The 22,048-nt window shown below is 56.5% G+C and carries 24 protein-coding genes; 16 read left to right on the forward strand and 8 right to left on the reverse strand.

Translation table 11 applies throughout. From position 1 onward, the window contains the following. Positions 1-37 precede the first annotated feature (37 nt). The 4 genes from sucD to mdh form a co-directional block, all read right to left on the reverse strand. Positions 38-919, reverse strand: a complete 882-nt coding sequence (sucD, locus tag GS646_RS01840; RefSeq protein ID WP_171093685.1) for a succinate--CoA ligase subunit alpha — start codon at positions 917-919, stop codon at positions 38-40. A 13-nt stretch (positions 920-932) separates the two neighbouring features. Then, positions 933-1,760, reverse strand: a complete 828-nt coding sequence (locus tag GS646_RS01845; RefSeq protein ID WP_171183954.1) for a glycosyltransferase family 25 protein — start codon at positions 1,758-1,760, stop codon at positions 933-935. A 97-nt stretch (positions 1,761-1,857) separates the two neighbouring features. Then, the gene (gene sucC, locus GS646_RS01850; RefSeq protein ID WP_171183956.1) at positions 1,858-3,051 is read right to left on the reverse strand and encodes an ADP-forming succinate--CoA ligase subunit beta; all 1,194 of its coding nucleotides are present in this window, start codon (positions 3,049-3,051) and stop codon (positions 1,858-1,860) included. Between the two features lie 307 nt (positions 3,052-3,358). Beyond that, a complete protein-coding gene (gene mdh / locus GS646_RS01855) occupies positions 3,359-4,321 on the reverse strand; it encodes a malate dehydrogenase (protein ID WP_171183957.1) in 963 nt (320 codons plus the stop codon). 161 nt (positions 4,322-4,482) lie between these two features. Between mdh and GS646_RS01860 the strand changes: the two genes are divergently transcribed. Continuing rightward, a complete protein-coding gene (locus tag GS646_RS01860) occupies positions 4,483-5,238 on the forward strand; it encodes a sulfite exporter TauE/SafE family protein (protein ID WP_171093677.1) in 756 nt (251 codons plus the stop codon). On the opposite strand, the gene GS646_RS01865 is transcribed toward GS646_RS01860, so the two are convergent. Continuing rightward, on the reverse strand, positions 5,239-5,544 hold the full coding sequence (locus GS646_RS01865; RefSeq protein WP_171183959.1) for a hypothetical protein: 306 nt from the start codon (positions 5,542-5,544) through the stop codon (positions 5,239-5,241). It lies immediately after the preceding gene. 169 nt (positions 5,545-5,713) lie between these two features. Between GS646_RS01865 and GS646_RS01870 the strand changes: the two genes are divergently transcribed. The 12 genes from GS646_RS01870 (at position 5,714) to GS646_RS01925 (ending at position 14,855) form a co-directional block, all read left to right on the forward strand. Next, positions 5,714-6,571 (forward strand): CoA ester lyase, encoded by an 858-nt coding sequence (locus GS646_RS01870; RefSeq protein ID WP_171183961.1) that lies wholly within the window; start codon positions 5,714-5,716, stop codon positions 6,569-6,571. 6 nt (positions 6,572-6,577) lie between these two features. After that, entirely contained in the window at positions 6,578-7,132 is a 555-nt protein-coding gene (locus GS646_RS01875) for an NnrU family protein (protein ID WP_171183963.1), read from the forward strand. 12 nt (positions 7,133-7,144) lie between these two features. Then, a complete protein-coding gene (locus GS646_RS01880; protein ID WP_171093669.1) occupies positions 7,145-7,351 on the forward strand; it encodes a DUF1737 domain-containing protein in 207 nt (68 codons plus the stop codon). After that, positions 7,351-8,379, forward strand: coding sequence for a MaoC family dehydratase (locus tag GS646_RS01885; RefSeq protein ID WP_171183965.1), 1,029 nt, complete (start codon positions 7,351-7,353; stop codon positions 8,377-8,379). The genes GS646_RS01880 and GS646_RS01885 overlap by 1 nt, the downstream gene beginning before the upstream one ends. A gap of 54 nt (positions 8,380-8,433) precedes the next feature. Further along, positions 8,434-9,096: a DUF1194 domain-containing protein gene (locus GS646_RS01890; RefSeq protein ID WP_171093665.1), complete on the forward strand. Its 663-nt coding sequence runs from the start codon at positions 8,434-8,436 to the stop codon at positions 9,094-9,096. Positions 9,097-9,311: 215 nt separating this feature from the next. Further along, positions 9,312-9,698: a succinate dehydrogenase, cytochrome b556 subunit gene (gene sdhC / locus GS646_RS01895; protein WP_171093663.1), complete on the forward strand. Its 387-nt coding sequence runs from the start codon at positions 9,312-9,314 to the stop codon at positions 9,696-9,698. Between the two features lie 13 nt (positions 9,699-9,711). Further along, complete coding sequence (gene sdhD / locus GS646_RS01900) at positions 9,712-10,083, forward strand: succinate dehydrogenase, hydrophobic membrane anchor protein (RefSeq protein ID WP_050604070.1); 372 nt, start codon at positions 9,712-9,714, stop codon at positions 10,081-10,083. Positions 10,084-10,101: 18 nt separating this feature from the next. After that, a complete protein-coding gene (gene sdhA, locus GS646_RS01905) occupies positions 10,102-11,907 on the forward strand; it encodes a succinate dehydrogenase flavoprotein subunit (protein ID WP_171647390.1) in 1,806 nt (601 codons plus the stop codon). Positions 11,908-12,002: 95 nt separating this feature from the next. Next, positions 12,003-12,629 (forward strand): sulfotransferase, encoded by a 627-nt coding sequence (locus tag GS646_RS01910; protein ID WP_171183970.1) that lies wholly within the window; start codon positions 12,003-12,005, stop codon positions 12,627-12,629. Positions 12,630-12,660: 31 nt separating this feature from the next. After that, on the forward strand, positions 12,661-13,440 hold the full coding sequence (locus GS646_RS01915) for a succinate dehydrogenase iron-sulfur subunit (RefSeq protein WP_050604073.1): 780 nt from the start codon (positions 12,661-12,663) through the stop codon (positions 13,438-13,440). A gap of 122 nt (positions 13,441-13,562) precedes the next feature. Next, complete coding sequence (locus tag GS646_RS01920) at positions 13,563-13,703, forward strand: hypothetical protein (RefSeq protein ID WP_171093657.1); 141 nt, start codon at positions 13,563-13,565, stop codon at positions 13,701-13,703. A 288-nt stretch (positions 13,704-13,991) separates the two neighbouring features. After that, complete coding sequence (locus GS646_RS01925) at positions 13,992-14,855, forward strand: DUF1989 domain-containing protein (RefSeq protein WP_171647387.1); 864 nt, start codon at positions 13,992-13,994, stop codon at positions 14,853-14,855. Between the two features lie 33 nt (positions 14,856-14,888). Here the strand turns inward: GS646_RS01925 and deoD are convergent, their stop codons facing one another. The 3 genes from deoD to GS646_RS01940 form a co-directional block, all read right to left on the reverse strand. Then, positions 14,889-15,599: a purine-nucleoside phosphorylase gene (gene deoD / locus GS646_RS01930; protein WP_171183973.1), complete on the reverse strand. Its 711-nt coding sequence runs from the start codon at positions 15,597-15,599 to the stop codon at positions 14,889-14,891. A gap of 18 nt (positions 15,600-15,617) precedes the next feature. After that, positions 15,618-15,935 carry an H-NS family nucleoid-associated regulatory protein gene (locus tag GS646_RS01935; RefSeq protein ID WP_171093651.1) on the reverse strand — a complete coding sequence of 106 codons (318 nt, stop codon included), beginning with the start codon at positions 15,933-15,935 and terminating at the stop codon, positions 15,618-15,620. Positions 15,936-16,059: 124 nt separating this feature from the next. Next, a complete protein-coding gene (locus tag GS646_RS01940) occupies positions 16,060-18,027 on the reverse strand; it encodes a protein meaA (RefSeq protein ID WP_171183975.1) in 1,968 nt (655 codons plus the stop codon). Between the two features lie 144 nt (positions 18,028-18,171). On the opposite strand from GS646_RS01940, the gene GS646_RS01945 reads away from it, so the two are divergent. The 3 genes from GS646_RS01945 to GS646_RS01955 all read left to right on the forward strand — a co-directional run bounded on the left by GS646_RS01945 (position 18,172) and on the right by GS646_RS01955 (position 22,045). Next, positions 18,172-19,536, forward strand: coding sequence for a 1-acyl-sn-glycerol-3-phosphate acyltransferase (locus GS646_RS01945; RefSeq protein WP_171183977.1), 1,365 nt, complete (start codon positions 18,172-18,174; stop codon positions 19,534-19,536). A gap of 137 nt (positions 19,537-19,673) precedes the next feature. Next, positions 19,674-20,957: a crotonyl-CoA carboxylase/reductase gene (gene ccrA, locus GS646_RS01950; protein WP_171093644.1), complete on the forward strand. Its 1,284-nt coding sequence runs from the start codon at positions 19,674-19,676 to the stop codon at positions 20,955-20,957. Between the two features lie 368 nt (positions 20,958-21,325). After that, positions 21,326-22,045: a LuxR family transcriptional regulator gene (locus tag GS646_RS01955; RefSeq protein ID WP_171183979.1), complete on the forward strand. Its 720-nt coding sequence runs from the start codon at positions 21,326-21,328 to the stop codon at positions 22,043-22,045. Positions 22,046-22,048 lie beyond the last annotated feature (3 nt).

Here is a 22,048-nt window from a genome sequence, read left to right on the forward strand (position 1 = left end):
TCCGTTCCTCCCCGATTAGACAGCCGAAGCTGCTATATCAGCCAATCGCTTCCAGCACAGCTTCACCCAGCTGCGCCGGGCTTTCGGCTACGACAATACCGGCCGAGCGCATGGCTTCGATCTTGTCCTCGGCACCGCCTTTGCCACCGGCGACAATCGCGCCGGCGTGACCCATGCGGCGGCCCGGAGGAGCCGTGCGGCCTGCGATGAAACCGGCGGTCGGCTTTTTGCGGCCCTTCTTGGCCTCATCCGCCAGGAACTGCGCCGCTTCTTCTTCGGCCGAGCCACCGATCTCACCGATCATGATGATCGATGTGGTTTCGTCATCGGCCAGGAACCATTCCAGCACGTCGATATGCTCGGTGCCTTTGATCGGGTCGCCGCCGATGCCCACGCAGGTGGACTGGCCCAGACCCACATCGGTGGTCTGTTTGACGGCCTCATAGGTCAGGGTACCCGAACGGGACACAACGCCGACCGAGCCGCGCTTGTGGATGTGGCCGGGCATGATGCCGATCTTGCAGGCGTCGGGCGTGATGACACCGGGGCAGTTCGGGCCGATCAGGCGTGACTTGCTGCCTTCCAGCGCGCGCTTCACCTTCATCATGTCCAGAACCGGGATACCTTCGGTGATGCAAACGATCACCTCCATCTCGGCATCAATCGCTTCGAGTATCGAGTCAGCCGCAAAAGGCGGCGGCACGTAGATTACCGAGGCGTTGGCTTCGGTCACATGCTTGGCCTCGTGGACCGAGTTGAACACGGGCAGGCCCAGATGCTCCATCCCGCCTTTGCCGGGGGTTACGCCGCCGACCATCTTGGTGCCATAGGCAATGGCCTGTTCGCTGTGGAATGTGCCCTGCGAGCCGGTAAAGCCCTGACAGATCACTTTAGTGTTTTCGTCGATGAGGACTGCCATTTTGTCCCTTTCTCTAGGCGGTGTTGGATTGATTGGGTTCAGTCGCCGGCAGAACCTGCGGCGCATAAGGTATTTTTTCGAGCGTGGCACGACCCAAGGCCAGATTGGCCGTGGTGCGCAGCCCGCTGCTGATTTCAACAATGCCGCGCCGTATCTTTTGCCGGACCAATGGCCAGCCTGTGGGCCGACTGCGCGGTGCCCCCATATTGTATTCCCCGGGCGCTTCGTTGCCCTGTTCGACCATGGCCGGGATCACCTGATAGATATTGATCTGACGCGCCGCTGGTGAGGCTGACGGGTTAAACAATAGCCCGTCCAACGTGATATCATAGGGTTTCTGTGCCAGAAAATGCTGTGCCGCTTGCCGTGTCAGCGCGTATGCAGCGCCTCCGGGATGGCGAGACCGCATCAGGCGCAGCTCCCGCCCCAGATGGATCAACCGCTTGCGCCCGAGCGCGACATAAAGCTTGGTGCTGCGCCAGCGTTCAAACCGAACGATATCGGCATCTGCGGGCCACCAGGACGGGTCATTCAGCCAATCGGCCAGTTCCGGTGACAGAAACACGTCATCCTCAAGGATCAACGCCTGCTCCGCGCCCGAGGCGATCAATGCTTCCCACGCTTTGGCATGGCTGAGGGTGCATGCCATATCCTTGGTATGGAAATAACCCCACGGCCCCTCGGCCTTGCATTCGCGCAGGAAATCCTCACGGGTGGCGGCGTCGCAATCAACAGCATTAACGCGCGTCGCCGACAGGCCTGCCTTTTGCAGTTCCTGCTCCATCAAACGCGCCCGCCCTGTGGCGCGTTCTAGACCTATGAGGAAGATGGGGATGGTCATCAGATCGATTGCTTCTTTCGATTCCTCTCAACAAAAAACACTTGCTGAGTTGTTCGCGCTGTGGGGCGGGCTTTAAGCCAACCCCACCGCAAGCAGCTTAACCCTTAACGGCCTTCACGATCTTCTCGGCACCGTCTTTCAGGTTGTCTGCCGCGATCACGTCCAGGCCAGAGGTGTTGATGATCTCTTTGCCTTTCTCGACATTCGTGCCTTCCAGACGCACGACCAGCGGAACCTGCAGACCGACCTCTTTCACCGCGGCGACAACGCCCTCGGCGATGACGTCACAGCGCATGATGCCGCCGAAGATGTTAACCAGAATGCCTTTGACCTGCGGGTCCGAGGTGATGATCTTGAACGCCTCGGTCACTTTCTCTTTGGTGGCACCGCCACCCACGTCGAGGAAGTTGGCAGGCTCAGCCCCGTACAGCTTGATGATGTCCATGGTGGCCATCGCCAGACCCGCGCCGTTGACCATGCAACCGATCTCACCATCCAGCGCGATATAGTTAAGGTCGTACTTGGAAGCTTCCAGTTCCTTGGGGTCTTCCTCGGTCGTGTCGCGCAGTTCTGCAATATCCGGGTGGCGGTAAACGGCGTTGCCGTCAAACCCGACCTTGGCATCCAGCACTTTCAGGTCGCCGCTGTCCGAGACGATCAGCGGGTTGATCTCCAGCATCTCCATGTCCTTCTCGACGAAGGCATTATACAGCTGGTTCATCAGTTTGACGCATTGCTTGACCTGAGCGCCTTGCAGGCCCAGCGAGAACGCGATGCGGCGACCGTGATAGGGCTGATACCCCGTCGCAGGGTCAACCGAGAAGGACAGGATTTTCTCGGGCGTCGCAGCGGCCACTTCTTCGATGTCCATGCCGCCTTCGGTCGAGCAGACAAACGAAATGCGGCTGGTCTGGCGGTCTACCAGAAGGGCCAGGTACAGTTCACGTTCGATGCCCGAACCAGCTTCGATATAGATGCGGTTGACCTGCTTGCCTGCGGGGCCGGTCTGATGCGTGACCAGCGTGCGGCCCAGCATCTTCTTGGCTTCCTCGGCGGCTTCTTCGACCGATTTGGTCAGACGCACGCCGCCTTTTTCACCGGCGTCGGCTTCTTTGAAGGAACCCTTGCCGCGTCCGCCTGCGTGGATTTGCGCTTTGACTACCCAAAGCGGGCCGTCCAGTTCACCGGCTGCGGTTTTGGCTTCCTCGGCGCGCAGCACGGCGCGACCATCGGAGACCGGAGCGCCATAGCTGCGAAGAAGAGCTTTGGCCTGATATTCGTGAATGTTCATCGAAATTGTCCCGTCTGACTGCGTTTAACCGTTATAGGGGTGTCTAGCGGTCAAGTTTAAAGGGTTTTTTGATGTCCAATGGGTTTTTAGCGAAGATTTTCGCTATTTGTGATCACGGGTTTTTAGCGTGTGATCACAAAAATAGCCAGCGGATGAATTGATTCGAAAAATCTGAACGAGGACCGAAAATCACATTCAAAAAAAGGATTTGCGACGTTTGCGCCAACATTCGCGACCCTGATTAATCTGGGCAAAAGAAAACCGGCCCAGAAATGGGCCGGTCTTGAGTTCCAATCTGAACGCAGTTTTACGCCAGCGAGCTGTCGATGCCTTTGCACGCGTCGATCAGGCCTTTCACGGCGTTGACCGAGTTGTCGAAACCGGCCTGCTCGTCTTCGTTCAGCTTGATGTCGACGATACGTTCAACACCGCCTGCACCGATCACAGTTGGGACGCCAACGTACAGACCATCAACACCCAGCTCACCACTGCAATAGGCAGCGCAAGGCAGAACGCGTTTCTGGTCTTTCAGATAAGCTTCGGCCATTTCGATTGCCGAAGTGGCAGGCGCGTAATAAGCGGAACCTGTTTTCAGCAGGCCAACGATTTCCGCGCCACCGTCACGGGTGCGCTGAACGATGGCGTCCAGCTTTTCCTGCGTGGTCCAGCCCATTTCGACCAGATCGGGCAGCGGGATGCCGGCAACTGTCGAATAGCGTACCGAAGGCACCATGGTGTCGCCGTGACCACCCAGCACAAATGCGGTGACGTCACGCATCGAGACGTTGAATTCTTCCGACAGGAAGTGTGCGAAGCGCGCCGAGTCCAGAACACCAGCCATGCCGCAAACCTTGTTGTGCGGCAAACCCGAGAATTCGCGCAGAGCCCACACCATCGCGTCCAGCGGGTTGGTGATACAGATCACGAAGGCATCGGGTGCGTGCGCGGCGATGCCTTCACCCACCGACTTCATGACTTTCAGGTTGATGCCCAGCAGGTCATCGCGGCTCATGCCCGGCTTGCGAGCCACGCCAGCGGTCACGATGCATACATCCGCACCAGCAATATCGGCATAGTCGCTTGTGCCCTTCATCAAGGCGTCAAAGCCTTCGGATGGGCCGGACTCGGCAATGTCGAGCGCCTTGCCCTGCGGCAGTCCGTCAGCGATGTCAAACAGGACTACGTCACCCAGTTCTTTGACAGCTGCAAGATGCGCAAGCGTGCCGCCGATGTTCCCCGCGCCGATCAGCGCAATCTTGGGTCTGGCCATTTGGAATATCTCCGGTCGGTTTTGAAATCGCGGTCGTGCTAGTCGCTAAAACGGCAATAGGCAAGGGTTCTGCGACGTGGCATACAACCGCATACCGTTTGCGGATCCATGTGTGATTGCGCTAAAGGGCCTTTGAGACAAGCCAAAACCGGGATCGGTGCATGTTCGAATTGAACCTGATGTTTTTTGCTGTGGCGATCCCTGCGGTGATATTTGCAGGTATCTCAAAGGGCGGTTTCGGCTCGGGCGTGGCCTTTGCGTCTTCGTCGATTCTGGCGCTGATACTGGAGCCGGGGCAGGCTTTGGCGCTGATGCTGCCGATTCTGATGGTCATCGATGTGGCCACTTTGGGGCCCTATTGGAAGAGGTGGAGTTGGGCAGATTCGTGGCTGCTGATTTTAGGGGGTGTACCGGGTGTTGCGCTGGGTGCATGGCTCTACCGGGCAACGGACGACGATCTGCTGCGGTTACTGATCGGCGGCATCTCGGTTGGTTTCGTCATCTGGCACGTCGCGCAGACCAAAGGGTGGGTGCGCGGTTTTGCCAACCGTCTACCCCCTTCGGCCGGTTTGTTTGCGGGGCTGGTAGCCGGTTTTACCAGCTTTGTCAGCCACGCCGGGGGTCCGCCGGCTGCTGTATACCTGTTGTCACAAAAACTGTCGAAAACCGAGTTTCAGGCCAGCACTGTGCTGGTTTTTTGGGTCATCAACATCACAAAGTTTGTGCCTTACGCCTTTTTGGGTTTGTTCACATGGCATACGGCACTGGCGGATTTGCTGCTGACACCTTTTGCTATTCTTGGGGCATGGATTGGCGTTCGGGCGCATTTCATGATGTCCGAACGCCTGTTCTTTGGAATTGCCTACGTGTTGTTGACCTTAACGGGCAGCAAACTGATCTGGGACGCGCTTACGTAATCAGGCATTCGGTGGCAAGGCGTCCGCGACTTCCTCATAAGCCTGACCGGAGGTCACCAAGCACGTGATCCCGTTCGGCAAAGTCACCGTGATCGTCCAACTGCCGCTTTCGCTCGAAGCGAACAGCTCCATAACCGCGCCTTGCCGGGCCAGCCCAAGGCCCCGGCGCGTTTCGCCATAAGTTTCATGAAGCCGTGTCAACACGTCCTCTCGCGGCGCGCAGTTCTGGCCCGCAGCCTGTACCTGTTGTGCCGCCAGAACCATGATCCCCAGACCCATTGTCAACTTGAACAGTGTCTTGTCCATCCCGTACCCCTTCGATTCCATCTGTTGCTCAGGGTGGGGCCGAGGTGGCGAAATTCGGTTAAGGCAAAGCACGTTGCGTCGCTTTTGCTGCGCTGCGGCAAATTTCTCCTTGAACTTTCCGGCAAAAAATGCCCCATTCCGCGCAACTTTATTTCAATGGGAGTGGTCCATGGATCCTCGTCAGCGCCCCTATCGTTCGGTTCTTTACATCCCAGGTTCAAGAGACCGGGCTCTGGACAAGGCACGGACCCTTCCTGTGGATGCGATCATCTTTGATCTGGAGGATGCCGTCGCAGCAGATGAGAAGGACAACGCGCGCGAAACGCTCAAGGCAGCCTTGGCCACTGGTGGTTACGGGGCGCGGGTCAAGATCGTGCGGATCAACGGATTGGACACCAAATGGGGTCGTGCCGACGCCGAGGCGGTGCGAGATATGGATGTTGACGTTGTTCTGTTGCCCAAGGTAAACTCGGCAGCCGACGTGGATGCACTTGCAGCGATCACCGGAGATCTGCCGATTTGGGCCATGATGGAAACGCCGCGCGGGATGCTCAACGCGGCAGAGATTGCCGCTCATCCTCTGATGACTGGCTTTGTCATGGGCACCAATGATCTGGCGAAAGAGCTGCAAACCCGTTTCCGCCCGGACCGTCTGCCGCTTATGACGTCATTGGGTCTGTGTCTGCTGGCTGCCAAGGCCGAAGGTCTGATCATCGTTGATGGCGTATACAACGCGTTCAAGGATGGCGAAGGTCTTGCCGCTGAATGCGCACAAGGCCGCGATATGGGCTTCGACGGCAAGACACTGATTCATCCGGCTCAGGTGGAAATCACAAATGCCGCCTACGCGCCGTCTGACGACGAGATCGATTTGGCCCGCCGTCAGATCACGGCTTTTGAAGAAGTCGAAGCACAAGGCCAGGGTGTTGCTGTTGTTGACGGCAAAATTGTTGAAAACCTGCACGTTGCAACGGCCCGCGAAATTCTGGCAAAAGCAGAGGCGATTTCAGCTTTGCAAGCGGGGTAAGCCAGCATGGGCTTTGTTCTTCTAATTCTTGGTGTGGCGCTGTGGTGGGCGGCGCACCTGTTCAAACGCGTGGCGCCTGAACGCCGGGCCGCGATGGGCAACGGTGGCAAGGGCGCAGTAGCCTTGGCTCTGGTCGCGTCGATTCTGTTGATGATCTTCGGCTATCGTATGACCGATTTCATCTTTGTCTGGGCACCGCCGACCTTTCTGATCCACGTCAACAACCTGTTGGTGCTGATCGCGATCTACATGATGAGCCCTGCTGGCACAAAAGGCCGTTTGCTGAACAAGCTGCGCCATCCGATGCTGGGCGGCTTCAAGCTGTGGGCCTTTGCGCATTTGCTGGTGAACGGCGATCTGGCTTCGATCATCCTGTTTGGCGGGCTTTTGGCATGGGCCGTGGTCGAGGTGATCGTGATCAACAAGTCCGAACCCGAATGGAGCCCGGCTGAGCCCGGAACTTACGGTAAGGACGCGATGTTCTTTGTGGCCTCGATCGTACTGTTGGGGATCATCGGCTATATCCATGGGCTGGTCGGCCCGTCTCCGTTCGGCTCATAAGGACCTCAGGCAATGGCAAAACTCTATCGTTTGTTGACCGAGGAAGACACATCGGCCTTCTGTCACAAAGTGTCTGACGCGCTGGCCAAAGGGTGGGAGCTGTATGGCGACCCGTCCTATGCCTTCGACACAGCAAACAACGTGATGCGTTGTGCGCAGGCTGTGACCAAAGAGGTCGAGGCCGACTATTCCCCTGAAATGAAACTGGGACAGCAGTGATGGCAAAGACAAATCCGGGACGTTTTTTCGAGGACTATGCCGTCGGGCAGGTGCTGCAACATGCCGTACCGCGCACGGTGACCGAAGGAGAGCGTGGTTTGTATCACGCGCTCTATCCCGCGCGTCATGCGCTGTATTCATCGGATGAATTTGCTCGGGATTGTGGATTGCCGGAAAGCCCGATCGATGATCTGGCGGCCTTCCATTTGGTGTTTGGCAAAACGGTGCCCGATGTTTCGTTGAATGCAGTTGCCAATCTTGGTTATGCCGAAGGCCGTTGGCTAAAGCCCGTCTATGCAGGCGACACGTTGCGTTCGGTGTCCGAGGTGATCGGGGTCAAGCAGAACTCGAACGGGAAAACCGGTGTTGTCTGGGTACGTACCCGCGGGCTGAACCAGTTGGACGAGGTGGTCATCGAATATGTTCGTTGGGTTATGGTGCGCAAAGCGAATGTCGATGCACCTGCGCCTGAGACAGTTGTTCCCGAGTTGAAGAAGGTTCTTGATCCTCAGGACCTTATCGTGCCCGAGGGCCTTGATTTCTCGAACTACGATTTTGCATTGGCTGGTGAGCCGCATCGCTGGGGCGATTATGAAATAGGTGAGACCATCGACCACGTGGACGGTGTGACCGTGGAAGAGGCCGAGCATATGTTGGCCACGCGCCTGTGGCAGAATACCGCCAAAGTGCATTTCGACCTGACGTTTCGACCTGAGGGCCGCCTGATCTATGGGGGTCATGTCATTTCGATGGCGCGCACCCTGTCGTTCAATGGCTTGGCAAATGCACAGATGATCGTTGGCCTGAACGGTGGCGCGCATGCCAACCCTTGTTTTGCAGGTGATACCATCAAAGCGTGGTCCGAGGTTCTGGACAAGGCCGAGACTGGCGTACCCGGCGTGGGGGCGATCCGGTTACGTCTGGTCGCCACCAAAGGAGGCGCACCATTCGCGTTAAAAAATGACGAGGGTCGGTACGTGTCGGACGTACTTCTGGACCTCGATTATTGGGCGCTGATGCCGCAATAGGCGAACTGACAGTTATGTGAATGCAATGCGTGCAAGCCGTGCTAGGTTTGCACCATGCATACCCTTCGCGCGATAGTGGCCAGTCTGTTTCTGGCACCCGCAGCCCAAGCCTGTGATCTGGCTTTGGCCTTGGCCGTAGATGTGTCTGGTTCGGTCGACGGCAGCGAGTACCGCATCCAGATGGACGGTCTGGCCGCTGGACTGCGCGACCCGATCGTATCCGAGGCATTGGTCCGCGGTCAGGCACAGTTGATGCTGGTGCAATGGACCGGGTCGTCGCGTCAGCGGATCACGATCCCCTGGACCCGTATCGACAGTTTCGCAGCTTTGGATCGCTTTGCGGAACAGGTTTCTGAGGATCCGCGCATCTGGCGGAACTTTTCAACCGCGATTGGGGAAGCGCTTCAGACAACGCTCGACTCCTTCGAGCCTGTGTCCCACTGCACCCGACATCTGATCGATTTATCCGGCGACGGGGTATCCAATGAAGGCGTCGAGCCGACGCAAGTTCACGCCGCCCTGCGGGACAGAGGCGTTGTCGTCAACGCCCTGGCGATTGAGGAGAGTGAGCCGGACCTGACAGCATATTTCTTTGAGAATGTCATTGTGGGTGAAGGTGCATTCGTAGTTTCAGCGGCCGGATTTGCCGATTACCCGGAACGAATTCGCAGAAAACTGTTGCGCGAAGTGACGCAGCAAACCGCAGGGCTTAAGTGACGCGTCAAAAGATTCGTGATCACATCCTTTTGCCTTTGAAATCGCTAACATTGATGAAGGGGAATGTCATATGTGATCACGACATTATTTTGTGTGATCACATATTGGGAATATCCGCCGGTTTGAGCCGAATTTGCTGTATTTTGCAGCCGCAGCACGTGACAGTGTCGCAAAAAACAGTAAAACGTTCGGTAGCCAACCGAAAAGGAGCCGCCATGGCCGATGTAAATCGGGGCAATCGCCCACTTTCGCCGCATCTGTCGATCTATCGTCCACAGCTGACGTCGGTCACATCTATCCTGACCCGTATCACAGGAAACGCCTTATTAGTCGCGGGCCTGCTGATCGTTTGGTGGTTCCTGGCCGCTGCCACATCGCCCGAAGCGTTTGCCATAGCGAACGGGGTAATCACCTCGATGATCGGGGATCTGGTGATGGCTCTTTCCGTTTGGGGCCTGTGGTATCACACGCTGGCCGGTGTGCGGCACCTGATCTGGGACAATGCGCTTGGCTTGGACCTTCCAACAGCGACCAAACTGGGTTGGGCCGTTGTCATCGGGTCGGTTGTGTTGACCCTTCTGACCCTTGTCATCGTCGCGTGATTGGAGGACTGAGATGCGTTATCTGACCGACCGCAAACGCGCCGCTGGCCTTGGCTCGGCGAAATCCGGCACCGCCCATTTCTGGGCCATGAAAGTCAGCTCGGTGGCGCTGCTGATCCTCGTGCCTTTGTTTGTCTTCACGTTTGGCCCGGTTCTGGGTCAGCCGTTTGATGTGGTTCTGGACTACTATTCACGGCCCTTCCCTGCGATTGTTGCAGCGCTGACGCTGGCGGTTGGCTTCAAACACTTCGCAGATGGCGCGCAGGTGATGTTGGAAGACTATGTTCACGGCACGCTTGAAAAGGTCCTGATCATTCTGGTGACCTGCCTGTCCTACGGCGCAGCAGCGGCTGGCATCTTCGCCATCGCACGCATTGCCCTTTAATTCCCGGAGCTGAAAGAAATGGCTGCATACGAATACGAAACGCATGATTATGACGTGGTCGTTGTCGGCGCCGGTGGGGCCGGTCTGCGGGCGACTTTGGGCATGGCGGAACAGGGACTGCGCACCGCGTGTGTGACCAAGGTTTTCCCAACCCGTTCGCACACTGTGGCGGCTCAGGGTGGTATCGCGGCGTCCTTGTCGAACATGGGTCCTGACCATTGGCAGTGGCACATGTATGACACCGTCAAAGGGTCTGACTGGCTGGGTGATACCGATGCGATGGAATACCTCGCGCGGGAAGCACCCAAGGCTGTGTACGAGTTGGAGCATTACGGCGTTCCGTTCAGCCGCACCGAAGAAGGCAAGATCTATCAGCGCCCGTTCGGTGGTCACACAACCGAATTCGGTGAAGGCCCCGCCGTGCAGCGGACTTGCGCTGCCGCCGACCGGACTGGCCACGCGATCCTGCATACGCTGTACGGTCAGTCGCTGAAGAACAACGCCGAGTTCTACATCGAATATTTCGCCATCGATTTGATCATGTCCGAGGATGGGCAATGTCAGGGCGTCGTCTGCTGGAAGCTGGACGACGGCACGATGCATGTCTTCAACGCCAAAATGGTTGTTCTGGCGACCGGCGGCTATGGCCGCGCCTATTTCAGCGCGACCTCGGCCCATACCTGCACTGGTGACGGTGGCGGTATGGTGGCCCGCGCAGGTCTGGCATTGCAGGACATGGAGTTTGTGCAGTTCCACCCGACCGGCATCTATGGCTCGGGCTGTCTGATCACCGAAGGTGCGCGGGGCGAGGGTGGCTATCTGACAAACTCGGAAGGCGAGCGGTTCATGGAGCGTTATGCGCCCCAGTACAAGGACCTCGCGCCACGTGACTATGTCTCGCGCTCGATGACGATGGAGATCCGAGAAGGTCGTGGTGTCGGCGCGGAAGGGGATCACATCCACCTGAATCTGTCGCACCTGCCTGCCGAAGCTTTGGCCGAGCGTTTGCCGGGTATCTCGGAAAGCGCGAAGATTTTTGCGGGTGTCGACGTGACCAAGGAACCAATCCCTGTTCTGCCGACCGTTCACTACAACATGGGTGGCATTCCGACCAACTATTGGGGTGAGGTTCTGAACCCCACCGCCGAAGACCCGACCGCCGTTGTCCCCGGTTTGATGGCTGTGGGTGAAGCGGGTTGTGCCTCGGTCCACGGTGCGAACCGTCTGGGATCTAACTCGCTGATCGACCTCGTGGTGTTTGGCCGCGCGGCTGCGATCCGCGCTGGTAAAGTCGTTGATGCCGAAGCGCCGAACCCGGTTTTGAACCAGGCGTCGGTCGACAAAGCCTTTGATCGGTTTGACGCGGTCCGCAACGCCAACGGTTCGGTCGCGACCGCGGAATTGCGGCTTGAGATGCAGAAAACCATGCAGGCGGACGCAGCCGTGTTCCGTACGGCCAAAACAATGGCTGAAGGCGTCGAAAAGATGACCGCGATTGCTGCCAAAATGGACGATCTGAAAGTCACAGACCGTTCGTTGGTCTGGAACAGCGACCTGATGGAAACGTTAGAGCTGACCAACCTTATGCCCAATGCGCTGGCGACCATCGTCGGTGCTGAGGCGCGTAAAGAATCCCGTGGCGCCCACGCGCACGAGGATTTCAGCGAGCGTGACGATGAAAACTGGCGCGTACATACAGTCAGCCGGGTTGAGGGCAACGCAGTTGAGCTGAGCTATCGCCCGGTCATCGTTGATCCGCTGACGACCGAGGAACAGGGCGGTATCAGCCTTCAGAAAATCGCGCCCAAAGCGCGGACGTTCTAAGGGCAGGGAAAGCAGGCAATGCTGCACAAGCGCCAAATATCCGCGATCCTGAAGCAGGCAATTAGCCTGCGGATGGCGCGTACTTGGTGCTTGTCATGAAGGTCGAAGTTTTGAAGTCCGGGTCGAGTGGCCCCAAAATCATCCTGATCGGGTTGAACCGTTGTGCGACGACTTCGTTTCACAAGCTGTTTCTGAACAGCGGAATTCCGTCCGCGCATTGGGAAGATGAACAGGGACAAAACCTAGCGCATCGTATGATGACCAACATTGCCATGGGGCGCAGGCCCTTGGACGGGTTCGGTGCAGTCCGGGCATTCACTGACATTGCCTTTGTCAATTCACGCTTCATGCTGGACGGCGCTCGGCTCTTTCGTGAACTGCACGCGGCTTACCCGGATGCTTACTTCGTGCTGAACACGCGCAATTGCGAGGACTGGATTACGTCACGGGCCAGCCATTCCAGCGGTGGCTATCTGGAGCGGTGCTGCAAGGCAAATGGCCAAACGGCGGATGAGGTGAAACAGGGCTGGAGGCATATGTACGATGTGCACCATGCCGAAGTCGAAACCTATTTCGACGGAAATCCTCGCTTCCTGCGCTATGATATCGACAAAGATGACCCACAACGCGTTGCGGACTGGCTCTCACCGGATTTCGACGTAAACATTGCCCATTGGGGCCATTATAACCGAGGGGCGTCTGATCGCGCCCGGACAGGCTGAAAGGCGGCCTTGTGCTGAATGGAGAATTGACATGGTTCAACTGACCCTGCCCAAGAATTCCCGGATTACTACCGGCAAGACCTGGCCCAAGCCGGATGGCGCGAAGAATGTGCGCAAGTTCCAGATCTATCGCTGGAATCCCGATGACGGTCAGAACCCGCGGGTTGATACCTATTTCGTCGACATGGATACCTGCGGCCCGATGGTTCTGGACGCGCTGATCAAGATCAAGAACGAGATCGACCCAACTTTGACCTTCCGCCGGTCCTGCCGCGAAGGCATCTGTGGCTCTTGTGCGATGAACATCGACGGGATCAACACGTTGGCCTGCATTTACGGCATGGACGAGATCAAGGGCGACGTGAAAATTTATCCGCTGCCGCATATGCCGGTGGTCAAGGACCTGATCCCTGATCTGACCCACTTCTACGCGCAACACGCGTCGATCATGCCGTGGCTGGAAACCAAGACCAACCGCCCTGCGAAAGAATGGAAACAGTCGATCGAGGACCGCAAGAAGCTGGATGGTCTCTATGAATGCGTAATGTGCGCAAGCTGCTCGACCTCGTGCCCCAGTTACTGGTGGAACGGTGACCGGTATCTTGGTCCCGCAGCGCTTCTACACGCTTATCGCTGGATCATTGACAGCCGCGATGAGGCCACGGGTGAGCGTCTGGATGAGCTGGAAGATCCGTTCAAGCTCTATCGTTGTCACACCATCATGAATTGCGCCAAGACCTGTCCCAAAGGTCTGAACCCGGCCAAAGCGATTGCCGAAATCAAAAAGATGATGGTGGAACGCGCTGTATAAGCGACGTTGCGTTTTGCGTTAAGCGCATGTCAAACTTGCAAATTTAGGCGATGCAGCCCCGGCTGCGTTGCCTTATTTTTTTGAGCAGGGAGGAGTGATGAGATTAAGTCAGGATCACTCCAATGAGCAAAGACACTTCCAAACAAAAAACCGACGCGAAAGAAGCGTTGGAACTGCTTGAGCAGGCATGGGCGTATTACGTGCCAGAACCCGTGAAAGCTGACAAAGAGCCTGAGTTGTTCGAATACGCAAACGCAGCCTGATACGGGCCGAAAGACTTGAATTACGACGGCTAATCGGCAAAGCAAGGCAATGCCTGTTCTTCTGCTTCTGCTGGCGGCCGGTGTATTCGGCTATTTTGTCTGGCGCGCACGTCATTCTACGCTGACGCGTAATTGTCGGTGGCGCCAGGACAAAAGCCATGGCGTCTGGCGGTGCAGCTTCTGCGGCGCTGAAATCACTTCTCAGGACCAGCCTTTGCAGTGTTTGAGGGCGCGCGACAATTAATTATCTGCTTTTCGCAGGCAGAGTTATGCGCCAGTCTGCATCGCATGACACGTTCTGAACGCCCTATCCCTGTTCCCGAAGATGCTGAGGCGCGTCGCGCGCTGGCCCCCGTAATCTGTTACCCGAACGACGCGTTACCGCGACCTGATGTGTCGTGGATGCGAACCCTGCGCCAAGACGCAGTCAAAACGGATGAGGTTCTGGTTCCCCCGCGCGATGCGCGCTGTTTTGAGGTGCCGGCAGGGCACTTTTTTCGAATTACGTCCGTCGAAGGCCCACAGGTCGGTGATTTGAACATATGGAATCGCAATGACCTGTCCGAGCGTTTCTATTCAGGTAAAACCCGCGCCTTGCATGGAACGCATCTGACCACCGGAGAACAGATGTGGTCCAGTTTTCCCCATCTGCGCCCCATGGCCACGATCATTGAGGACACGCTGGAATGGTACGGGATCGATGCCTTCGGCGGGTCGGTCCATGACGTTATCGGTACGCGGTGCGATCCGTATACGGGCAATCTGTTGTCGGGTGCGCAATACCACCACTGCTGCCATTCAAACCTGACCCGCGCGCTTGCAGACCATCTGGATCTTCCGCTGGCCGAGGCCGAACTTGCAGTGCATGACGTACTGAACGTCTTTATGTGCACCGGGTTTACGCGCGATACAGGTCAGTACTTTATGAAAGCCTCACCCGTGCGCCCGGGTGATTATCTTGAGTTCTTTGCCGAGATTGATCTGCTCGGCAATCTGAGTGCTTGCCCGGGCGGGGATTGTTCGTCCGAGCATTCCTCGGACACAGCTGCTTGTTTCCCGCTGCTGGTCGAAACATTCGCGCCGGCTGAAGGTGATTTGAAGGGATGGCAAAGCCCGGCGCGCAATGAATATGATGGCACGCACGGGCGATAAAACTGTCAGGCACCGAGTGGTGCCTGCCTATTGTCAGGTGTTCGGGAAAGCCGCCTGAAGGGCGATTTCCACCATGTCACCAAAGCTGCGCTCGCGTTCAGACGACGGCAGAGCTTCTCCGGTCAAAAGGTGATCGGAAACAGTGAGTACGGCCAATGCCCGGCATTTGTGGCGTGCCGCCAGAATGTACAGCTCTGCAGCTTCCATTTCGACGCCCAGAATGCCGTGACGCACCATCTGCTCGTTCAGATCCGGGCGCTCGTCATAAAAGACGTCGGAGGAGTATATCCCGCCAACATGCGTCGGTGTTCCTTTGGCCGCTGCCGCTGCTGCCGCCGCCTGCAACAAACCCCAGTCGGCGCAGGGCGCAAAGTTCAGCTCTTTCATGATGCCCCGCGAAGGGGTGCTGAGCGTAGTTGATGTCATTGCCAGAATGACATCACGCACTTTAACGCTGTCCTGCATGCCGCCACATGAGCCGATACGGATCAGAGTTTTAGCATCGTAATCGCGGATCAGTTCATTCACGTAAATGGAAAGAGAGGGCATCCCCATACCACTGCCCTGAATAGTAACAGGGTTTCCTTTCCATTTTCCGGTAAAGCCAAGCATTCCACGAACGTCATTGACCTGCTTTATATCTGTCAAAAACGTTTCAGCAGCCCATTTGGCCCGATAAGGATCTCCGGGCAAAAGAACCGTTTCTGCGATTTCGCCTTTTTCAGCGCCAATGTGAATGGTCATTTGTTCAATTTACCTTGATCAAATTTCCAGTTCGGAAATATCCGCACCAGCTTTTAAGGCGTCATGCACCCATTGAGGTTTGCGGCCGCGCCCCGTCCAGGTCTGTTCCGGGTTCGACGGGTTGCGATACTTTGCTTTGGTTTTAGGCGTTTTTCCGCCACGTGGCGCATCGCTGGACAATTCAGACAACGAAAAACCGAACTCTGCTGCGGCTTTTTCTGCCGCTTTCAAAGCCTCTTGCCGTTCGCGTTTTTCGGCGCTGACAAGCGCTTTTTCTATTTCATCACGTAAAGATAACAGTTCTTTTCGCGACATTTGTTCCAGATTGATCCCCATCAGTCCTCTCCGATTGAATTAAAATACGGTGCGTATTGGCGTGCACCGTATTTCCAAAAACAGGATTATTCCATCCCAAAGATTTAAAGGACAGAAACGGGGAAAAAAGAAGTAAACGCCTCAATTATTCAGCGGCAAGCGTCTTGGGGTCTGCCAAAACAACAATATCGCCCATAATTGCGTTCAATTCAAAGTTCTTAGGGGTGTAAACCTTGGCTACCCCCATGGCTTTCAATTTTTCGGCATCTTCGTCGGGAATAATCCCGCCGACAACAACCGGAATATGGGACAGCCCTTCTTTTTGCAGGCGTGACAATACCTCTTCGACCAGCGGCAGGTGGCTGCCGGACAGGATGGACAGGCCGATCACATGCGCGTCGTCTTCGCGCGCGGCGTCCACGATTTCCTCCGGGGTCAGGCGGATGCCCTCATAGCTGATGTCCATACCGCAATCTCGCGCACGGAAGGCGATCTGTTCGGCCCCGTTGGAATGGCCATCCAATCCGGGTTTGCCGACCAGGAACTTGAGACGACGACCCAGTTTGTCACTGACCGCGTCGACCGCAGCGCGCAGATCGTCCAACCCTTCGGTTTTGTTTGAAACCGAGCCTGAAACGCCCGTTGGACCGCGATAGGTGCCATAGACCTTGCGCATCTCTTCCGCCCATTCGCCTGTGGTGACACCTGCTTTGGCCGCAGCGATCGAAGGTTCCATCACGTTGGCTCCGGTCTGCGCTGCTTCGCGCAAGGCTGCCAAGGCTGCCGTGACTGCTGCGTCGTCGCGTTCTTCACGCCATTGGCTCAGGCGGTCGATCTGTTCTTGTTCAACCGCAGGATCGACAACCATGATGCCGCCATCTTCGGTCTGCAAAGGTGAGGCCTCACCTTCAATCCATTTGTTCACACCAACAACAACGGTTTCGTTCCGTTCGATCCGGTTCAACCGGTCTGCGTTCGAGTCTACGAGGCGGGATTTCATGTACTCGATGGAAGCTACCGCTCCACCCATCGAGTCCAGGTTTGCCAACTCGGCCCGCGCACCTGTTTTCAGGTCTTCAACTTTGGCATCGACGGCGGGGTTGCCATCGAACAAATCGTCGAATTCCAGCAAGTCGGTCTCATATGCCAGAATCTGCTGCATCCGCATCGACCATTGCTGATCCCAGGGGCGCGGCAGGCCAAGAGCCTCGTTCCACGCGGGCAACTGCACCGCACGGGCGCGCGCGTTTTTCGACAGCGTCACGGCCAGCATCTCGATCAGGATGCGATAGACGTTGTTTTCTGGCTGCTGTTCCGTCAGACCCAACGAGTTCACCTGCACGCCATAGCGGAATCGGCGGAATTTGGGGTTCTCGACACCATAGCGTTGTTGCAGAATCTCGTCCCAAAGATCCACAAAGGCGCGCATCTTGCACATTTCGGTAACAAAACGGATACCCGCGTTTACGAAAAACGAAATCCGACCGCACAGCGCTGGAAAATCTTCTGCCGGTACGCGCGGGCGCAGTTCGTCCAACACGGCGATGGCAGTGGCCAACGCATAGGCCAGTTCCTGTTCCGGTGTCGCGCCAGCTTCCTGCAGGTGGTACGAGCACACGTTCATCGGGTTCCACTTGGGAACGTTGGTATAGCAATACTCGGCCACGTCCGCGATCATCTTGAGCGACGGTTTGGGCGGGCAAACATAGGTGCCTCGGCTCAGATATTCCTTGATCAGGTCATTCTGAACCGTGCCCTGCAATTTCGACACGTCTGCGCCTTGCTCTTCCGCGACAGCGATATAAAGCGCCAAAAGCCATGGGGCAGTGGCGTTGATCGTCATCGAGGTGTTCATCTGCTCAAGCGGGATTTGGTCGAACAGAACCCGCATGTCGCCCAGATGACAAACCGGCACACCAACCTTGCCGACTTCACCGCGCGCCAAGGTGTGGTCGCTGTCATAGCCCGTTTGCGTCGGCAGATCGAAGGCCACGGACAGACCGGTTTGCCCTTTCGCCAGGTTCCCCCGGTAAAGCGCGTTCGAGGCTTTGGCCGTGGAATGACCGGCATAGGTTCGGATGAGCCAGGGGCGATCTTTCTGCGTCTGCGTCATAGCGGGGCCTCGTGCTTCGGTGGGCAATAAAATTACGTCTTGAGGTTCTAAAGCGCAATTTTCGGGATATGTCAATTCGCTGCGTTGCGGCATCCTTCAATTGTTCAGATTGTGGGCAGTTGCGATTGGTGGCAATGTGCCGCCATGACGCAAACCGTGGAACTTCCGCTTTGGCTTTTCCTGCTGATCGTGGTCTTTGCCATGGTCACTTTTGCTTCGCATTTCCTGTTCCCTTCGGTGCGCTGGTTCTTCCGCCGCAGGTTGGAACGTGCCGTTTCGCGCCTGAATCAAAGGCTTCAACGTCCTATCCAGCCGTTTAAGCTGGCGCGGCGACACGACATGATTCAGCAGTTGATTTACGACCCTCAGGTCGGGCGTGCGGTTCAACAACATGCGCAGGACGAAGGCATTCCCGAGGCCGTCGCTTTTGAAAAAGCCCGTCGCTACGCGCGCGAGATTGTTCCGTCGTTTTCCGCTTTTGCCTATTTCAGCTTTGCCATTCGTCTCGCCCGTCTGTTGAGCAATACGTTTTACGAAGTCCGACTCAGCCATCAAGACGAGGCTGCGATAAAGAACATCGATCCGGACGCAACCGTGGTTTTTGTGATGAACCATCGCAGCAATATGGACTATGTGCTTGTGACCTATCTGGCGGCACAGCAATCGGCCTTGTCGTATGCGGTTGGAGAATGGGCGCGCGTTTGGCCGCTAAGCCGTTTGATTCGCGCGATGGGGGCGTACTTTATTCGGCGCAAATCAGGCAGCGAGCTCTATCGGCAAGTGCTGTCCTGCTATGTGCGCCATGCGACCGAAGCTGGTGTGACGCAAGCCATGTTTCCGGAAGGCGGCTTAAGCCTGACCGGCGCACTGGGTCGCCCAAAGTTGGGTTTGCTGAAATACATTATGGATGGAACCTCGCCTGACGGGCGTGATGTGGTTTTTGTCCCCGTCGCACTGAACTATGACCGGGTGCTTGAAGATACCATCCTGACCCGCGCTGCCTTGGGGTCAGAGCGCCGGTTTCGCGCTCGGATCGGCGTGATCTCGCGCTGGATACTCAAGCAGCTCTGGCGGCGTCTGATCGGGCGGTACAAGCGATTTGGCGTCGCCTCTGTGCGATATGGAGTTCCGATTTCGCTGAAGGAATTCCGCGCTGTCAGCGATGACGATGTCATGACGGATTTGGCCCGAGAACTGATGCAACGCATCGGGCAGGCGATCCCGCTGGTTCCAGCCCCTGCGGCTTGCCGGTTGTTGCAACAGAACGGATCTTTGCCTGAAGAGGCCGTTCGATCCCAAATACTGTCTATGTTGGCCGAAGACGGCCACACGTCGGATCAAGACGGAGCGGCTGTGGATAACGCCGTGAATCAGTTGGTCGAGCGCAGGATCTTAAGCCGCCAGGGGGACAATCTGACCCTTTCAGGTCAACGTGAGGATCTGTTGGGCTATTATGCAGCTTCTGTGCCAATCAACAGGAAATCCGATAATACTGCGGCTGCAAAATAACTTTCTGCATCCGCTGGGTCATAAAATTACAAATCAAGGCCGAAAACGGTTGCAATATTACTTGGCGGCCAATATTCCAGTCTGTGAAGCGCGCGATTCTGCGTTGCGGCAATAGTATTGAGAAAAAGGAGGCCAGCATGGCTTTGGACACCGAAAGCGGTATCGCGTCGTACGAGGCACCCGAAAAGGACCTCTATGAAATGGGTGAGATCCCTCCGATGGGATTTGTCCCCAAGCAGATGTATGCCTGGGCCATCCGCAAGGAACGCCACGGCGAGCCGAATACTGCAATGCAGCAGGAAGTGGTCGACGTGCCCGAACTGGACAGCAACGAGGTGCTGGTTCTGGTGATGGCGGCAGGCGTCAACTACAACGGCGTCTGGGCCGCTCTGGGGCAGCCGATCAGCCCATTTGATGGCCACAAAGCCCCTTATCATATCGCCGGTTCGGATGCGTCAGGCATTGTCTGGGCCGTCGGCGACAAGGTGAAGCGGTGGAAAGTGGGTGATGAAGTCGTTATCCACTGCAACCAGGACGATGGCGACGACGAGGAATGCAACGGTGGTGATCCGATGTACTCTCCCAGCCAGCGAATCTGGGGCTATGAGACGCCGGACGGGTCGTTCAGCCAGTTCACTCGCGTTCAGGCGCAGCAGTTGATGCCGCGCCCCAAGCACCTGACCTGGGAAGAAGCAGCATGCTACACCCTGACTCTGGCGACCGCTTACCGGATGCTTTTTGGCCATGAGCCGCATGATCTGAAACCGGGCCAGAACGTTCTGGTTTGGGGTGCGTCGGGTGGTTTGGGGTCCTATGCGATCCAGCTGATCAACACGGCCGGTGCAAATGCGATTGGCGTGATTTCGGACGAAAGCAAGCGCGACTTCGTCATGGGCTTGGGTGCCAAGGGTGTTCTGAACCGCAAGGACTTCAACTGCTGGGGTCAATTGCCCACGGTGAACACGCCGGAATATGCCGAATGGTTCAAAGAGGCCCGCAAGTTTGGCAAGGCGATCTGGGACATCACCGGCAAAGGCAACAATGTGGATATGGTGTTTGAACACCCCGGTGAAAGCACGTTCCCGGTTTCGACCTTTGTTGTCAAAAAGGGCGGTATGGTCGTGATCTGCGCCGGCACTACCGGCTTCAACTGTACCTTCGACGTGCGCTATATGTGGATGCATCAAAAGCGCCTGCAAGGGTCGCACTTTGCGCATCTCAAACAGGCGGCTGCCGCAAACAAGCTGATGGTAGAACGTCGCCTGGATCCCTGCATGTCAGAAGTGTTCACCTGGAACGATCTGCCCGAGGCGCACATGAAGATGCTGCGGAACGAACATAAGCCGGGCAACATGTCTGTCCTTGTGCAGGCACCCCGCACTGGCTTGCGCACCCTGGAAGAAGTTCTCGACGCAGATTGATCCCTCTTTGGGAATGTAGACAAAAAACACCCGCGAATCGCTTGGCCGGTTCGCGGGTGATTTGCGTTTTGACAGAGCCTTGCGGACTTTCAAACACTTACATTTTCTTCCCCCGCTATTTTTGGGGAGTAGAAACCGGTGAATAGGTCGAAAAAAACTATACATGTTATGGTTGTGTTAACGCTTCGTTAACTGTTTCAGAGAGACCCTAATGGCGCAGAATGAGTGGATATTGGACGTATTGTCGGACCTCAATGCTTTCGCCGTTGCGAACGGGTTGAGCGCGCTTGCCGAGCAGCTGGATGACACAAGGCTGATCGCTGCGGCCGAGATTGCGTCCCTGAAGAACGAGGCACGAGCGCCCGCGGATGGGAACGGAAGTCGAATTAGGTCAAATCCTACTGGACTTGGAAAACACCAACACGCTTGAAGAGCTCAGCAACGTCGCCGAGCGATTGCGGAGTATTCTTCAGGTTGAACATCTAACCTATCACTGGGTTGATGGAGCTGGCGATCAGTACGGTTACACCACGTATTCAGATACCTGGGACGAACGCTACCGAGATAAGAACTACCATCGGATTGATCCGGTTATTCTTGGGTGTTTCCAAAGATTTCATCCGGTCGACTGGAAATCTCTGGACTGGTCAAGCAGGATCGCAAAATCCTTTCTTCAAGACGCCCGTAACCACGGTGTTGGCAATCAAGGCTATTCCATTCCGATCCGAGGTCCGAACGGACAGTTTGCCCTATTCACCGTAAACCACAGTTGCGATGATCAGACCTGGCAACGCTTTATTTCGACCTACGGGCGGGATTTGATTTTGGTTGCGCATTTCATCAACCGCAAAGCGCTTGAGTTCGAAAAAGACAGGCAACCGGATTCCACACGTAATCTGTCACCACGGGAAATAGACGCTATTACCCTTTTGGCTTTGGGCTACAGCCGTGCCCAAGTGGCGCATTCGCTGTCGATTTCAGAGCATACGCTGCGGGTCTATATCGAAAGCGCCCGATCGAAATTGGGAGCACATAACACCACGCATGCAATCGCAACCGCGCTCAGCCGAGGATTAATAGTGGTTTAAGAC

Origin of the sequence: Ruegeria sp. HKCCD4315 (genome assembly GCF_013112245.1) — a bacterium.
GTDB lineage: Bacteria > Pseudomonadota > Alphaproteobacteria > Rhodobacterales > Rhodobacteraceae > Ruegeria.

Coding starts and splice junctions, on each gene's coding strand:
- sucD (WP_171093685.1), bottom strand. CDS start 919: ATGGCAGTCCTCATCGACGAAAACACTAAAGTGATCTGTCAGGGCTTT.
- GS646_RS01845 (WP_171183954.1), bottom strand. CDS start 1,760: ATGACCATCCCCATCTTCCTCATAGGTCTAGAACGCGCCACAGGGCGG.
- sucC (WP_171183956.1), bottom strand. CDS start 3,051: ATGAACATTCACGAATATCAGGCCAAAGCTCTTCTTCGCAGCTATGGC.
- mdh (WP_171183957.1), bottom strand. CDS start 4,321: ATGGCCAGACCCAAGATTGCGCTGATCGGCGCGGGGAACATCGGCGGC.
- GS646_RS01860 (WP_171093677.1), top strand. CDS start 4,483: ATGTTCGAATTGAACCTGATGTTTTTTGCTGTGGCGATCCCTGCGGTG.
- GS646_RS01865 (WP_171183959.1), bottom strand. CDS start 5,544: ATGGACAAGACACTGTTCAAGTTGACAATGGGTCTGGGGATCATGGTT.
- GS646_RS01870 (WP_171183961.1), top strand. CDS start 5,714: ATGGATCCTCGTCAGCGCCCCTATCGTTCGGTTCTTTACATCCCAGGT.
- GS646_RS01875 (WP_171183963.1), top strand. CDS start 6,578: ATGGGCTTTGTTCTTCTAATTCTTGGTGTGGCGCTGTGGTGGGCGGCG.
- GS646_RS01880 (WP_171093669.1), top strand. CDS start 7,145: ATGGCAAAACTCTATCGTTTGTTGACCGAGGAAGACACATCGGCCTTC.
- GS646_RS01885 (WP_171183965.1), top strand. CDS start 7,351: ATGGCAAAGACAAATCCGGGACGTTTTTTCGAGGACTATGCCGTCGGG.
- GS646_RS01890 (WP_171093665.1), top strand. CDS start 8,434: ATGCATACCCTTCGCGCGATAGTGGCCAGTCTGTTTCTGGCACCCGCA.
- sdhC (WP_171093663.1), top strand. CDS start 9,312: ATGGCCGATGTAAATCGGGGCAATCGCCCACTTTCGCCGCATCTGTCG.
- sdhD (WP_050604070.1), top strand. CDS start 9,712: ATGCGTTATCTGACCGACCGCAAACGCGCCGCTGGCCTTGGCTCGGCG.
- sdhA (WP_171647390.1), top strand. CDS start 10,102: ATGGCTGCATACGAATACGAAACGCATGATTATGACGTGGTCGTTGTC.
- GS646_RS01910 (WP_171183970.1), top strand. CDS start 12,003: ATGAAGGTCGAAGTTTTGAAGTCCGGGTCGAGTGGCCCCAAAATCATC.
- GS646_RS01915 (WP_050604073.1), top strand. CDS start 12,661: ATGGTTCAACTGACCCTGCCCAAGAATTCCCGGATTACTACCGGCAAG.
- GS646_RS01920 (WP_171093657.1), top strand. CDS start 13,563: ATGAGCAAAGACACTTCCAAACAAAAAACCGACGCGAAAGAAGCGTTG.
- GS646_RS01925 (WP_171647387.1), top strand. CDS start 13,992: ATGACACGTTCTGAACGCCCTATCCCTGTTCCCGAAGATGCTGAGGCG.
- deoD (WP_171183973.1), bottom strand. CDS start 15,599: ATGACCATTCACATTGGCGCTGAAAAAGGCGAAATCGCAGAAACGGTT.
- GS646_RS01935 (WP_171093651.1), bottom strand. CDS start 15,935: ATGGGGATCAATCTGGAACAAATGTCGCGAAAAGAACTGTTATCTTTA.
- GS646_RS01940 (WP_171183975.1), bottom strand. CDS start 18,027: ATGACGCAGACGCAGAAAGATCGCCCCTGGCTCATCCGAACCTATGCC.
- GS646_RS01945 (WP_171183977.1), top strand. CDS start 18,172: ATGACGCAAACCGTGGAACTTCCGCTTTGGCTTTTCCTGCTGATCGTG.
- ccrA (WP_171093644.1), top strand. CDS start 19,674: ATGGCTTTGGACACCGAAAGCGGTATCGCGTCGTACGAGGCACCCGAA.
- GS646_RS01955 (WP_171183979.1), top strand. CDS start 21,326: ATGGGAACGGAAGTCGAATTAGGTCAAATCCTACTGGACTTGGAAAAC.